Source organism: Carboxylicivirga marina, from assembly GCF_016612505.1.
GTDB classification, from domain to species: Bacteria; Bacteroidota; Bacteroidia; order Bacteroidales; family Marinilabiliaceae; genus Carboxylicivirga; species Carboxylicivirga marina.
In genome coordinates, this window is the sequence record NZ_JAENRR010000002.1 from 42,731 (window position 1) to 57,389 (window position 14,659).

Consider the following 14,659-nt stretch of genomic DNA (forward strand, 5'->3'; position numbering starts at 1 on the left):
AAATCTAAAAAATGAGACCAAAATTTAATAACATAGATATTAAATCTAAGCCATGTGGTAGCAAGGATACCAAGGCTTGGGAACAAAAACACGGGGTTAAAAAAGACTGGGTAACACCAGAGCAAATTCCTGTTAAACCAGTATATAGTAAGGACGATTTAGAAGGTATGGAGCATTTGAATTATGCTGCAGGTTTACCTCCGTATTTGCGCGGACCTTACTCAATGATGTATGCGATGCGTCCATGGACGGTTCGTCAGTATGCAGGATTCTCTACTGCAGAGGAATCAAATGCATTTTACCGTCGTAACCTGGCTGCTGGTCAGAAAGGTTTATCTGTTGCCTTTGACTTGGCGACACACCGTGGTTATGATTCAGACCACGAACGTGTAGAAGGTGATGTGGGTAAAGCTGGTGTAGCTATTGACTCTATCCTTGATATGAACGTGTTATTCGATGGAATTCCATTGGATAAAATGTCTGTATCCATGACTATGAACGGTGCTGTATTGCCGGTAATGGCATTCTACATCGTAGCTGGTTTAGAGCAAGGTGTTAAGCTGGAGCAGATGGCTGGTACTATACAGAACGACATCTTGAAGGAGTTCATGGTGCGTAATACTTACATCTATCCACCTAAATTCTCGATGAAGGTCATTGCCGACATCTTTGAATATACTTCACAGAAGATGCCTAAGTTTAACTCAATTTCTATCTCAGGATACCACATGCAAGAAGCAGGTGCTACCGCTGATATTGAGTTAGCATATACTCTAGCCGATGGTTTAGAATACCTTCGTGCTGGTACTCAGGCAGGATTAGATATTGATGCTTTTGCACCTCGTTTATCATTCTTCTGGGCCATTGGTATGAACCACTTTATGGAGATTGCCAAGATGCGTGCCGGTCGTATGCTATGGGCGAAGATTGTGAAGCAATTCAATCCTAAAAATCCTAAGTCTTTGGCGTTACGTACGCACTCACAGACTTCAGGGTGGTCATTAACTGAGCAGGATCCGTTTAACAACGTTGGTCGTACTTGTGTTGAGGCAATGGGAGCTGCCCTTGGTCACACACAGTCGTTACACACCAATGCCTTAGATGAGGCAATTGCTTTGCCAACTGACTTCTCTGCTCGTATTGCTCGTAATACACAGATTTTCATTCAGGATGAAACACAAATCTGTAAGGCTGTTGATCCATGGGCTGGTTCATACTACGTTGAGTCCTTGACTAACGAACTTGTAGAAAAGGCCTGGGCGCACATTCAGGAGATTGAGTCCTTAGGTGGTATGGCTAAGGCTATTGAGTCAGGTATTCCAAAGATGCGTATTGAAGAGGCTGCAGCTCGTACTCAGGCTAAAATCGATGCAAAGACTCAAACCATCGTAGGTACTAACAAATATCGTCTGGAGAAAGAAGATCCTATTGACATCTTAGATGTGGATAACATGGAAGTACGTCGTTCACAAATTGAGCGTTTAGGAGCTTTGCGTGCTAACCGTAATGAAGATGAAGTACAAGCTGCATTGGCTGCTATTACTAAAGCTGTTGAAACAGGTGAAGGTAACTTACTTGAGTTAGCCGTTGATGCTGCTCAAAAACGTGCTTCATTAGGTGAAATCTCTGACGCTTGTGAGAAGATTGTAGGTAGATATAATGCAGTAATCAGATCAATTAAAGGAGTGTATAGCGCAGAAGCAGCAGACGACAAAGAGTTTGCAAAAGCCACAGAATTAGCGAAGCAATTTGCTGAAAAAGAAGGACGCCAGCCTCGTATTATGATTGCGAAGATGGGTCAGGATGGACACGACCGTGGTGCTAAAGTAGTAGCAACAGGTTATGCCGATATTGGTTTTGATGTAGATATGGGACCATTGTTCCAAACCCCAGCTGAAGCCGCTAAGCAAGCTGTTGAAAATGATGTACACGTAGTAGGTGTATCGTCGTTAGCTGCCGGTCATAAGACTTTAGTTCCCCAAATTATTGCTGAATTGAAGGAGCTGGGTCGCGAGGATATTATGGTTATTTGTGGTGGTGTTATTCCGGCACAGGATTACGATTTCCTTTATAACGCAGGTGCTGTTGCAATCTTCGGTCCTGGTACATCAGTTGCCAAAGCAGGTTCTGACATCTTGAACTTATTAATGGAGCAAGCTGCAGAATAATGAAATGGTTATAGCGCATGGTGTATAGTGCACTGTGTATGGGATATAAGAAAGCCACCTCATTTTGGGGTGGCTTTTGTTTTACCTCAAGCGCACTTCTTGTTGCTCTGTACCCAAAAATTATTTTTGCCCTCGAAAAAAGCATCTTGCATGTGATCAACTCACATACAAGATGCTTTTAATCCGTTTAGACATTAGCCTTAATTATGAAACATAAATAACCTGAGTGCGTATAGTTTTAAGCTAATTATTCATAATACCCATTCAGAATGACTAAGAACTTTATAATACTGGCATTGATGGTGATGCATGTTGGTGTATTGGCACAAAAACGATACACTAACCCTGAGAAGGCAGAGCAACTAAAAACACTATATCCTGAAGCTAAGATTGTTTCTTCGGATTATAATTCTCAGTATATATTTAACATCACGAGTATTGGCTTGCAAGTAGAACAAAAGGAACAAACAGATCTTATTTCACTAGAGAGCAATCTTAAATACTATAAGAATGTGTATTACAACAATAATGTTGATCTTACACATGGATCAGCAAAGTATTCATCAGGGCGGGGAATACTGAAATACAATAAAGTATATGGTAATTATGAGGTAGACGATATCTTTTATTCTGATGCTAAGGTTGGTCATTTTAGTTTTGATATGTTGTATGAATCAACAGAAGTAACTTTCCGTTCTACTTGCCTTTATAAAGACCCTAAGTACCTCACTAAGGTGTTTATTCATGACTCAGAGCCAGTGCATAAACGAGAAATATCATTTCATATCCCTCATGGTGTTGACGTTGAATTGATTGAAATGAACTTTGAAGGCTATAATATTACCCGCACAGAGGAAGATAAGGATGGAATCTCAGTGATTCGATTTAATTGTGAACAATTAAAGGAGTTGAAAGACGAAGATAGCTCTCAGGGTATTTTGTACCATGCTCCGCATATTGTTGTTGTGACCAAAAGCTATATGGCTGATGGTAACAAGAGGGCAGTTATTGGCAATGTTAATGATTTGTACAATTGGTATCATAGCCTTGCTCAACAAGTGGAAATTGATAATTCGCCATATAGCACTTTAGTTGAAAAATTAACAGCCGATGAAAAGAGTGAAGAGGAGAAGATTAAAAAGATCTACTATTGGGTGCAGGAAAATATAAAATACATTGCATTTGAAGATGGTATTGCGGGTTTTAAACCAGATACCCCTCAAAATGTATACAACAACCGCTATGGTGATTGCAAAGGAATGGCAATACTTACAAAGTCAATGTTGCAATTAGCAGGCATTGATGCACGCTTGACATGGATAGGTACCAGTAAAATACCTTATAATTACGATATACCATCATTAGGAGTTGACAATCATATGATATGTACTGCTTTTGTGGGTGAGAAGATGTATGTATTGGATGCAACAGAAAAATATATTGCTTTAGGTAAAAATGCCGAACGAATTCAGGGGAAGGAGATGTTGATAGAAGATGGTGAGAACTTTTTACGCAGGCATGTTCCTATTCATAGTGCAGATAATAATTTGTTGCTGCGAACTGAAAGCATACGTATTGAAAGCAATAATCTTATAGGTAATGGTACTTTGCTTGTCAATGGAGAAACAAAAAAGGATATACTCTACCTCTCAAACAATACAAAAGTAGAAGATAAAAGTGATTTATTTGATTACTTGTCTGTTTCTGAATCCACTAATGAGGATATTGTGCAAATCAATAATACACCAGAATCAGATAGAGATAAGCCACTTGAGCTAAGTTATAACTATAATTTAGCGAATAGAATTAGTGAGTTTGACAACGAATTATTTATTGGGCTCGACTGGGATCAACGAATGAGTGGAGCCAATATTGATAAAAATCGAAAAAGTACTTTCTCATTTGGTAAAAAGGTTAAATCAAAAACCATTAAGACGCTTACTATACCCAAAGGCTATAAGTTGAGTTATCTGCCCGAAGAGGTCAAATTCTGTGATGGGGAAATATCGGTTAATGTTGGTATGCAATCAAATGGCAAAACAATAACCTATACAAATCAGGTAACGGTAAATAATGGTTTGATTTTACCTAATCAATTTGAGAAATGGAATACACTTGTAGAACAGCTCAATACATTCTATAACGACCAGATTATTCTTAAAAAACTATAAATACATCCCAATGAAATTAAGATTACTGATTGTACTATTCATTGCCTCACTACAACTGATGAATGGCAATGAAAAGCGCGAAGAGATTAAGGCTGAGATGTGGAGCTCGGCCAATACAGCGTTTACGAATACCACTATACCTGAAAAATGGAATAATAGTTCGGCTGTGATTTTAGCACAACTTAACCGATTTGAATATCGTAAACCTGCCCTTATAAAAGAACTGCAAGCCAATAGTTATTATCATGTTCGTATCAAGCTTAACGACAAAAATGCGTTAAATGAATATTCCGAAATAAGCTTTCCTTCTGAGCGCAGAGCTCTTTCTGTGTATACGGGATTTAAACTCATTAAATCGGATGGTCGTGAGTTAGTTATTGATCACTCAAAGGCTGTTGAGATGGAGATGAAAAATGGAGGAAGAACAAGAGCTTATAAAAAGTTGGCTATTCCTAATCTGGAGGAAGGTGATATCTTAGATTACTATATTTGTGAGGAAGAGACACTTCCTCTTTCATCAAATATGTATTATTTCAGCCCTGTGCAGTATGACTTGCCACAGCAATATCCGGTAATCGAACAACGACTTGAATTTAAAGCACAGCGCCGATGTTTTATCTCGATGAATGCTGTAAACGGGGCACCGGAACTACAGCAAGAAGTAGACGAAAATACTGATGACGTTACCTATTATCTGATTGATAAAAACCGCGAAGGCATAAAGGATACAAGATGGTTTTACCCTTATCGTGAGTTGCCTACTATTAAATTCAGAGCTGCATATGCTTCGGGTAAGGCCGTCAGGAATAATGATGTCTTATTGGGAGAACCGGGTGTTGTAAAAAGTGAAGTAACAGAAAAGGAATTGACAGACTTTTTAACATACATCTTTGTAAATACATACTCCGACCCGAAGTCGATGATTAAGCATGTCAAAAAAAATGTGGATAAGCATGCCAGTAACTTTGAAAAAGCCAAAGCTGGATTCTATTTCCGTCGTAATGAAGAGCTTACGTGGGAAGAGGTGCATACAATAGCTGATAAAGATACTTGGAATCAAAGTTTGGCCATTTACAAAGATAATGCTTTTCAAAGCCTTGACCGCTTCGCAGTCTTTTTAGCCCAGCAAGATATACCTCATGACATTGTGTTTGCCGTTCCGCGAGATGTCGCTTCAATTGATGATGTGTTATTAGAGCATGAATTAAAATACTTAATAAGGGTGAAGCAAGGTGATGAATTCTTATACCTGTCGCCTGTAGATAATTTCCGTATGCCAGGTGAGTTTGATGACGACTTAATGGGCACTGAAGCATACATTGTAGATGGAAATGCCAACTTCGCAGACTGGAAAATTGAAAAAATAACGCTGCCCGTTATTAGTAAAGATGACAATAAAGAAACGAGTACATTAGATGTTATTCTAAGTAACGATTTTAAATCGGCAACGATTGATATACATAGCACTCTGAGTGGTTCTCAGAAAACTTATGCACAATATTCATTACTTGATATTTATGACTATAAAAAGGAAGAAAGTGCAAAGTTTGAAATGAAACAGGATTTTGAAGGTACACTTTGGATGAAAAAGAAACTTCTAGGACTTCGTGAATCTTACCTAAAAACGAAGGAACAGTATCGTAATCAGACTCTAAAAGCCATAACAGATAATAGTTATGATTTTGAAATTGATACAGTTTCTGACTTCAAGCTTCTTCAAAGTGGTCGATTCGATACACTGCCTGAAATGAAATATCAATATACATTTGAAACCAAAGAACTGGTAAATAAGGCCGGACGTAACTATATGCTGAATATAGGTAAACTCATTCAGAACCAGACAAAAATCGACAAAGAAGAATTAGAACGTCAACAAGGCATTTATCAGTATAGTCCTCGAGCCTATTCTTACACCATTTGTGTTACTATTCCTGAAGGTTATACCGTACAAGGTGTTGATAAGCTAAATACCAAAATAGAGAATGAGCAAGGTGCTTTTATTACAACTGCGAAACTGGAAGAAAATCAGTTAATTGTTACTTCTGAAAAGTTCTATAATAACATATATGACAAAGCAGAAGCATGGCCAAATTATGTTGCCTTCTTAAATGCAGCAGCGACTTTCACTGAAAGTAAGGTGTTGTTGAGGAAGCAGTAGGGATGGAATTCTTTGGTTGTAAATATATAGTAGTTAACATGTATTAGAATTGTAGCAAGTATTCAATATCTGCTTTAATTAGTTGAAAATGATGTGCCAGTAATTGCACAAGACGATATATAGTTCTAAAAATATAATAAAGCCACCTCATTTTGGGGTGGCTTTTGTATTTTCATAAAGGCATATGATAAAAGTTTTCGAATACTGGGTAGGGATAATGATTAATTGACATCTCTTTAGTTCGACAGTAAATTTGCACATTAGAAAACACCCATTTAAAAACTTAAATCAATGTTATGAAGTCAATTATAATCTGTCTTGTTGCAACTCTTGCAGCACCGCTTTTTAGTGCTTTTGCGCAACAAAAAATTGTTGTTACAAAAGCAGAAGATCTTCCAAAGCATACCTACGAATTACAAATTAAAGATGCAGTAACTTTTATTCAGGATGAAAAGAATGTGTTGGACTTAGCTGCCCTTATAAAGCATGATTTGTTAAATGATCTTGATACTTATGAAATAAAAGATAAGTCCAGTTTAAATGGCATTTATTCTAAGCTTAGAGTTATTGCAGTATTAGAAAAAGACTATGTTGCTGCTCTGAAGTATATACAAAAAAGCAGAGTACAATCAGACAAGGAGTCGGATAAATTAATACGAGGATTAACGACTGAGGCCCTTGTAAATGCTTTTTCTAAATACGATGGAACAACTAGCACAAAAATAGGCAACGAAGTGTCTTCCTTCTTAGATGATTTTTTCAAAGTAGTTGATTTTTCTCTTATTCAGGAAGATGTTGAGCAAACCAAAGGAATACTTGAAATATACAGTGAAAATCTGGTGATCGGACAGGTCAAAGGATCTACTCAAAAGATGTTAGATAATAATAAGGGAAAAATACCCGGAGATATGGTTTACAGCTTAATTGGATCATACTTTGATCTAAACTTCTTTATGCCTTATAAAAATGATGTTTATGCATCATATGCCACTGCAATTGAATTATACGGTATCAAAACGGAGATGCTCGACATCTGGGAAGAGAGAGATTCGGTACTGCTTCAGCACAATTTGACGAATGTTACAATAGGGGTTTGGGATTCAGGGATTGATATATCAGTATTGCCAGACAATCAAAGATGGAACAACAGAGAGGAAATCATCGATCAAAAAGATAATGACCAAAATGGCTTTATTGATGATGTTAATGGAATTGCCTATACAAAAGAAGGTAAGAAAACATCTCAGATATTATTACCTGTTGAATATGATGATAAACAAATGGATAGTATTAAAGAATCATCAAAAGGATTAATGGATTTGATTGCTAATATTCAATCGGATGAAGCCAAAGAATTGAAAAAATATCTTGCAGCATTTGAACCCGATGATTTTGATAGGTTTATTGAAAGGCTTGGACTATATGGGCTTTATGCACATGGTACACATGTGGCGGGTATTGTTGTTGATGGCAATCCAAAGGCAAAAGTTTTGTGTGCCCGACTAACATTTGATCACCGGAATATCCCTGATGTACTAACTGTTGATAAGGCTCAAAATTGGGCTCAAATGTATAAAGATGTGGTCACCTACTTTGACGATAACAGTGCCAGAGTGGTAAATATGAGCTGGTCGGTCGATTATGATTATGAATTTCTAAGGCCGCTCGAAATTAATGGTTATGGTAATGATGTAGAAGAACGCAAAGCCTTGGCGAAAAAACTATACGAAATTGAACGCATGGCTTTTATCGAGGCGGTAAGTTCGGCACCTGATGTCTTATTTGTTTGTGCAGCCGGTAATGAAAATAATGACGCTGATTTCGCAGCCTTCTTCCCTGCCAGTCTTAATTACCCAAACCTCATTACTGTAGGTGCTGTTGACAAAGCCGGACGCAAAACTTCGTTTACTACCGAAGGTGAAAGTGTTGATGTATTTGCCAATGGATATGAGGTTGCCAGTTATGTGCCCGGAGGAAGTACCATTGCCTATTCAGGAACATCAATGGCTTCGCCTCAGGTGGCTAATCTGGCTGCCAAAATGTTGGCCGTTAATCCCATATTGTCGCCTTCGCAATTAGTTGATATAATTGTTTCTACTGCTACTAGAAGCGATGAAGATATTTTACTTATTCATCCGAAAAATGCCATTGAGAAAGCTAAGAATACCCGTCTGATGGAGTTTAGATGGGAAGAGGAAGAAGATTAGGCTTAATTTCTCTCGGTTTCTGCTAGCAATTTGCTTTTAATTATAGAGCACTTGTTCATGATAAATATTTTTTATCTCTAAAAGCGAAACGAGGACTACTTACATAGCCAAGTGCCATATTGATAATATTTATGAGGTAGTTGATATGAAATTTATGGTTTGTTGCCAATAGCGTCCTAAACGATTTTATTCAAGGCTCTAAACATCATGTTACGAACCGGCCTCAGCCGGTAAACCAAAAAACAAGTTTGATTTGACGGTTAAGAATCGATTTCTGCTTGAGACTTTTTGAGGAACGTAAAAAGTCGAGTTTAAAACAATTTCAGTCATCAACTGTAGTTTTTTGATCGAAGCTGGTGCAGCCTTGATGCTTTTTCCTTAGTTTTTGACATCAAGATCAAAAAGTAAGTCGGGTTTGGGCGGATAGCCCAATTTCAAAAAATAATTAGGACAATATTGGTTTGTTACAAAGAAATCTTTTTCAAGGTTGGCTTTTGTTGAACCCTCAATTGTTCAAACGGTACCGGGCTATGATGATGTTACTACCCCAATACTTTTGCGTCTTACGTTAGTAGGGATTTACCTATAAATGCACTATGGAGTTGGATTATGTTACTTTGGCTGCAACCATTTTTTTAATAACATGTATAGCCAATGAGAATAATCATTATTAACAACTCATAGACATTCAAAAATGAAAAATTTATTAAAACTAAGCTTAGGTCTTTTAGTATGTGTAGCATTATTTAGCTGTAGTAAAGATGAAGATGAAAAACCATCTGTTAATAGCGTACAGCTCGGAGAAGAATCTTTTAATGTTAATGGTGCTGTTTTGCAGGGCATTTTTGTAGGCGAAGAAAGTATTGCAAATATTAGCCTAATTAATGCAAGTGCTGAACAAACAAAAACACTAACAATTTCAATAGAGCCGTCTTCAGAAGAAACAATTCCTGGGACTTATTCATATCCGCTTGCTGATGGAGACATGGTAATGGATAATTTCTTGACTAACTACACTGTTTTTGAAGGAGAAGGCGAAAGTGAAATGGCGATCGAAAGCACAAGCCTTGAATCAGGAACAGTTACCGTTACGCATAATGGCGGAGATAACTACTCTGTTGTAATGGACTTAACGATGGAAGACGAAACTGTGTTCTCAGGAGAGTATACAGGAAAGTTTTTCGTTCAAATCCAGTCGGTAGAAATGCCTTTCTAAGAAAAGCCTATCAATGCAATAGATATATAAAAGCCACCTCATTTTGGGGTGGCTTTTTTGCGAATAATGCGATATAAGGGCATTAATTCATATGCCTCAAAACTGTGTCAATTAGTTTATCTGAGTATTTATAAATATCATCAATCGTTTCTATATGAATTTGTTCTTCCTTTTCCAATTCATCAAATAATCCACTAATCAATAAAAACCCTCCTTTTATCATAAAATTCCCACCTTTCATCAACTAACGGAGTTGTACATGACGTTTCTTTCGCTTACTTAACAACACGTTAATAGTACATGTGCACATTAACCACCGGAACAATTGGTAACATTAATAAACTTTAAAATTGAATTCAAGATGAAAGAATCAACCAAACGCGACTTTGTAACCCAAATGATTGAATTGTTGCAAGATGAAAAGGAAACTTTAGTATTAAAAGGCTATAAAGCCGATGTGAAAATTACAGAACTTGGCGAAAGCAAAAAGGCCTGTGACCTGGCCGAGCTTCAGCAGCAAAAAGCACATGCTGCAGCTAAAGATGCCACCAAAGTGGCCAATGATACTTTAGATGTGGCCTATCGTGCAGCTTCCGATACAGCCGACCTCTTATCTGGTCTGCTTGGTAAAGACAACGAGATAGTTAAAAAAATGCGTAAGTTCAGAAACTAGAGATTCTGCCTTACTAATTGGGAGAAGCACTGCGTTCCGGCGGTGCTTTTTATGTATCAAATTGTGACTTATAGCAAGGGAACCGATGTCATCGCTTTATGCGATGACATCGGTTTTTAACGATATCCAAGCTCTTCAACGGTACTTTTGAATGGTTCAGAGCTGTCACCAAGGCCCGCAAAGCTATCGCCAAACCATTCGGCGGCGTCTCTGGAATGTGCGTAGACAGCTACGAATGACGTAGAGATAGCTCTATGCTTCTCGGCGATGTCTTTGAATAGTTTAGAACTGCCTTCGAGGCTTGCGAAACTGTCGCCGAATCATTCGGCGATACCTCTGAGCGATACAGAGCTACCTTTTTTCTCTACGGCGATGTCTCCAAATCATTTAGAACCACCTTCAGGTCTTCCGCCGATACCTCTAACCCGGATTATGTATTAGAATGTCGTCATGAACATTGAAAGTGCAATAATTGCGTAAGGCGAATACAAAGTCAAGTTTACTTGAACTGTGTTGAGCAAAGCAATAATCAGAACCTAATAAAACAAGGTTTTATCGAAGCGAGGCATAGCACCGTTCTGATGAGTTGAGATGAAACAACGAAGTGACTTGTTTTGAAGCAATTTCAATGTGTAATAGATTTTCTAATGCATATTGCGGGTTTAAGAGATTCACCCTTATCGCCACTTGTTTTCTTGTTTAAATCATTGCGTTTCTTATTTTTACAATATACTAATCAGTAATCTATGAAAAGATGAAGAAACTATATGTAATACTCCTCTCAAGTATATTTTGTGTCAGTACGTTGCTGGCACAGCAAAATGCTAATAATATTGAATTGAGGATTAAGCAAACAGCACAACGCAAAAACATTCTGATTCCAAACATCGAAGGTTATCAAACATTAAAGGGCGACTTTCATATTCACACTGTGTTTTCAGATGGATTGGTTTGGCCAACAATTAGAATCCAGGAGTGCTGGGCTGAAGGAATAGACGTGATGGCTATTACCGATCACCTGGAGTATCGTCCGCATAAAGCATATATGCAAAAGGGGCACAATCACTCTTATGAACTAGCCATAAATGAGGCAAAAAAACACAATATCTTACTAATTAAAGCTGCCGAAATAACTCGTGAGATGCCACCCGGACATTTAAATGCTTTGTTTATTAATGATGCCGATGCACTTCATCACAAGAAGGTTGAAAAAACATTTGAAGAGGTAAAAGAACAGAATGCCTTATTGTTGTGGAACCACCCCGGATGGAAAGCGCAGCAGCCCGATACCTGTTTGATTTATGAAGTACATCAGAAGCTCATTAAGGAAGGACTGGTGCAGGGAATGGAAGTGATGAACTATAACGAATGGTATCCAATTGTCCTACAATGGTGTATTGATTATAATCTGGCTGTTTTTGCCAATAGCGATATACATGGTGTTACGGGTTATGTATATGATGTAAAGCATGCTCATCGTCCAATGACTTTGTTATTTGCAAAAGAGAGAACACAAAAAGGGGTGCGAGAAGCGATTGAGTCAGCACGCACTATCGCCTGGTTTGATCAGCAATTAGCCGGGCCCGAAGAATTGATAAAGCAGTTATTTAAGGCTTCGGTGACGCTTAAACCAGCTTTTCATACTGATGATAAGCATGTGTATATGGAGCTAAGCAATTCAAGCGATATGCAATTTGAATTTATCAATGAAACCAAAAGCAATGGAGCTCCAGCAAATTTTACGCTTCAGCCCCGCAAAACGATTGTTGTTCGTTTAGCTAAAAGTAGTAAAGCATTTAAGGTCACCCTTGATAATTGCCACATCGGAATGGATAAAAAACTACAAATAGATTTAATGTAAAGTTAATTGGCAGTGTTTTGCTTCCATTGTTTAGAAATTTTTAGTGTTAATTATTAACTGCTTAAACTAAAATAGAAAGCCACCTTGCTTGCGGGTGGCTTTTGTACTTAAAAATGGCTCGTATGACCATGGGTTATAACCCAACCTCCTTTTTTATTTTCCATTATTAAGGTAGCAATCCAATTCACCACTGTTTCATCCTGATCTTTCATCTTTACTTTCTCTGTACCTTCCCAAATACATATGGCATTGTATTGATTGATAGCATGAACAGTGTATGATTGACTGATTATTTTAACTTGTTCGCGGTTTTGGAAATAATCGCTGTAGACCTGTTTAAGTTCGGTGAAATTGAGTTGTTTTCCATCAGCGATATAGGTAAAGTCATCACTATCTGACCAAAACGACATAGACTTATCGAGGTTTTTGTCCACTGAGTATTCAACGAGGGATTGGATTGTTTTTTCAACTTCTTTCTGTACTTGCGTGTTTTGTGCTTGCAGGCTTTGCAAAAGAAGCAGGCTAAGCATTGCCAGATAAATTGCTAATAATTTCATGATAAGTTGTTTATAGGTGAAAAAGCAAATATAATTCTGATAGTATGCTAATGTCAAATACGAAATGATTAGTTATTAAATAAATAAACCCACCCGGAAACCATTTATCCGGATGGGTTTACTCATTATTAACCTAAACCTCTATTGTTGTTCTTTAACTATAAACAGTCCCATTTGATCTTCACTAACCGAGATGAGTTTCCAAAGTGTTGGTTCTTTGGTATCGTCTTTACTGGCATATATCTTCCAGCGATAAACCACATCGTATTCCAGGTTAGCAATACTAGCCATGCCATCTGAATTGTAAACAATGCTTGTTGCTTCGATACTTATGTTTTTAACAGGCAAGGCTCCGTCATTATTAAACCCACCCCAAATAACATTACCATTGGCATCAGATACTTCTATCACATAATCACTGGTGCTTGAATAAGGTGTCCATTCAAAGGTTGGCGTAGTGCTAGAAATTTCAACAGGTACCGTTGTGCTAAGTTCATTTGTTGGCCTATTAAGTGTAACAGCACCGGTTAAGCTAAAATTAATCACTGAGGCACTACCGCTTGCGTTTAACATTGGTTCGCCGTTTTTTATGATCCAATCGGGGTCAACCACGTAAGTGTCATTTTCAAAGGAGGCCTTCACCAGGTATTCACCATTAGGTATGCCACTCATCGAATACGACATATTTTCCGACATATCAACTAAACCAGGTATTGGCTCTCCGGTAGCTGGATGTAATAAATTAACATTCACATCTTTTCCTTCAGTAGCCAGGAAGGTTAATGTACCACTTAAGCTGCTTGAGGCATCTGCCGTAAGAATGATGTCACCAACTGAATTGGTGTTGGCTGTAACGGTAACACTTACAGGTGTTGCATTGTGGTCTACTATAAAAGCTGTTGTTGAGTATGTGCCTGCCGGAAGGTTGTATATAAAGTAATTACCGTCTTTATCGGTAGCAGCTGCATATCCCATGTCGCCCATAGAAGCAACCACATAGGCACCCATCACTCCATTGCCACCAACGCTTACCTTACCAGTGATAGAGCCACCATCAACCACATCGCTTGGTTCCATTTTAAAATCATTCACCGATTCACTTCCTTCGCTAACTGTAATGTTTAATGGAGTTACACCTGCAGGCGGATTATTGTTATACCCTTGTTTAAATAATTTCAGGTAAAACATGCCAGGCTCAAGAGTAACTGAGTATTTCCCTTCGGCATCAGTTTTTATGGTTGCGCCAACCGCTTCGTTGGTGGTAGCGTCAAAAAGCATAATACTTACATCGGGTAGTGCAGTGTTAGAATCAGCATCCGTCACCATGCCTTTTATTATACCGGTTGTTGGTCCATCATCATCATCATCATCATCATTACAGCCTGAGAAAGCCACGACCAATACCAATAGAAGTCCAAAAATCTTTTTCATAATACAGCGTTTAGTAATTTGATTAGTAATAAAAAACAATCTCTTTTTTTTAACGAAACAGCAAGTTAAGGCGAGCCATTTAAGATGGCAATAGCTAGTTAGATTTTTTTAATCTGTAGCTTTATGAAAGTAACATGGTCTGTAAAAAAAGGTTCATAAGGTAAAGGTTGACTAATTATTATTGTAATAATTGACTGCTAATAAGGTATTAATAAAG

At 37.8% G+C, this 14,659-nt stretch carries 10 protein-coding genes; 7 read left to right on the forward strand and 3 right to left on the reverse strand.

What is annotated here, in order from left to right:
* The first annotated feature begins 11 nt into the window (after nucleotides 1-11).
* The 5 genes from scpA (at nucleotide 12) to JIV24_RS01205 (ending at nucleotide 9,920) form a co-directional block, all read left to right on the forward strand.
* Nucleotides 12-2,168, forward strand: a complete 2,157-nt coding sequence (gene scpA / locus JIV24_RS01185; protein ID WP_200463166.1) for a methylmalonyl-CoA mutase — start codon at nucleotides 12-14, stop codon at nucleotides 2,166-2,168.
* A 269-nt stretch (nucleotides 2,169-2,437) separates the two neighbouring features.
* Entirely contained in the window at nucleotides 2,438-4,339 is a 1,902-nt protein-coding gene (locus JIV24_RS01190) for a transglutaminase domain-containing protein (RefSeq protein ID WP_200463167.1), read from the forward strand.
* Nucleotides 4,340-4,349: 10 nt separating this feature from the next.
* Nucleotides 4,350-6,497 (forward strand): hypothetical protein, encoded by a 2,148-nt coding sequence (locus JIV24_RS01195; protein ID WP_200463168.1) that lies wholly within the window; start codon nucleotides 4,350-4,352, stop codon nucleotides 6,495-6,497.
* Between the two features lie 296 nt (nucleotides 6,498-6,793).
* Nucleotides 6,794-8,704, forward strand: a complete 1,911-nt coding sequence (locus JIV24_RS01200) for a S8 family serine peptidase (RefSeq protein ID WP_200463169.1) — start codon at nucleotides 6,794-6,796, stop codon at nucleotides 8,702-8,704.
* 694 nt (nucleotides 8,705-9,398) lie between these two features.
* Nucleotides 9,399-9,920, forward strand: a complete 522-nt coding sequence (locus JIV24_RS01205) for a hypothetical protein (protein ID WP_200463170.1) — start codon at nucleotides 9,399-9,401, stop codon at nucleotides 9,918-9,920.
* 82 nt (nucleotides 9,921-10,002) lie between these two features.
* Here JIV24_RS01205 and JIV24_RS01210 read toward each other — a convergent pair whose 3' ends face one another.
* Nucleotides 10,003-10,161 carry a hypothetical protein gene (locus tag JIV24_RS01210; RefSeq protein WP_200463171.1) on the reverse strand — a complete coding sequence of 53 codons (159 nt, stop codon included), beginning with the start codon at nucleotides 10,159-10,161 and terminating at the stop codon, nucleotides 10,003-10,005.
* 120 nt (nucleotides 10,162-10,281) lie between these two features.
* On the opposite strand from JIV24_RS01210, the gene JIV24_RS01215 reads away from it, so the two are divergent.
* Nucleotides 10,282-10,593, forward strand: a complete 312-nt coding sequence (locus JIV24_RS01215) for a hypothetical protein (RefSeq protein WP_200463172.1) — start codon at nucleotides 10,282-10,284, stop codon at nucleotides 10,591-10,593.
* A 754-nt stretch (nucleotides 10,594-11,347) separates the two neighbouring features.
* A complete protein-coding gene (locus tag JIV24_RS01220; protein ID WP_200463173.1) occupies nucleotides 11,348-12,454 on the forward strand; it encodes an Sb-PDE family phosphodiesterase in 1,107 nt (368 codons plus the stop codon).
* A gap of 107 nt (nucleotides 12,455-12,561) precedes the next feature.
* Here the strand turns inward: JIV24_RS01220 and JIV24_RS01225 are convergent, their stop codons facing one another.
* Both JIV24_RS01225 and JIV24_RS01230 read right to left on the reverse strand, forming a co-directional pair.
* Nucleotides 12,562-13,011: a nuclear transport factor 2 family protein gene (locus JIV24_RS01225; RefSeq protein ID WP_200463174.1), complete on the reverse strand. Its 450-nt coding sequence runs from the start codon at nucleotides 13,009-13,011 to the stop codon at nucleotides 12,562-12,564.
* Between the two features lie 141 nt (nucleotides 13,012-13,152).
* Nucleotides 13,153-14,442 carry an MSCRAMM family protein gene (locus JIV24_RS01230; RefSeq protein WP_200463175.1) on the reverse strand — a complete coding sequence of 430 codons (1,290 nt, stop codon included), beginning with the start codon at nucleotides 14,440-14,442 and terminating at the stop codon, nucleotides 13,153-13,155.
* Nucleotides 14,443-14,659: the final 217 nt, after the last annotated feature.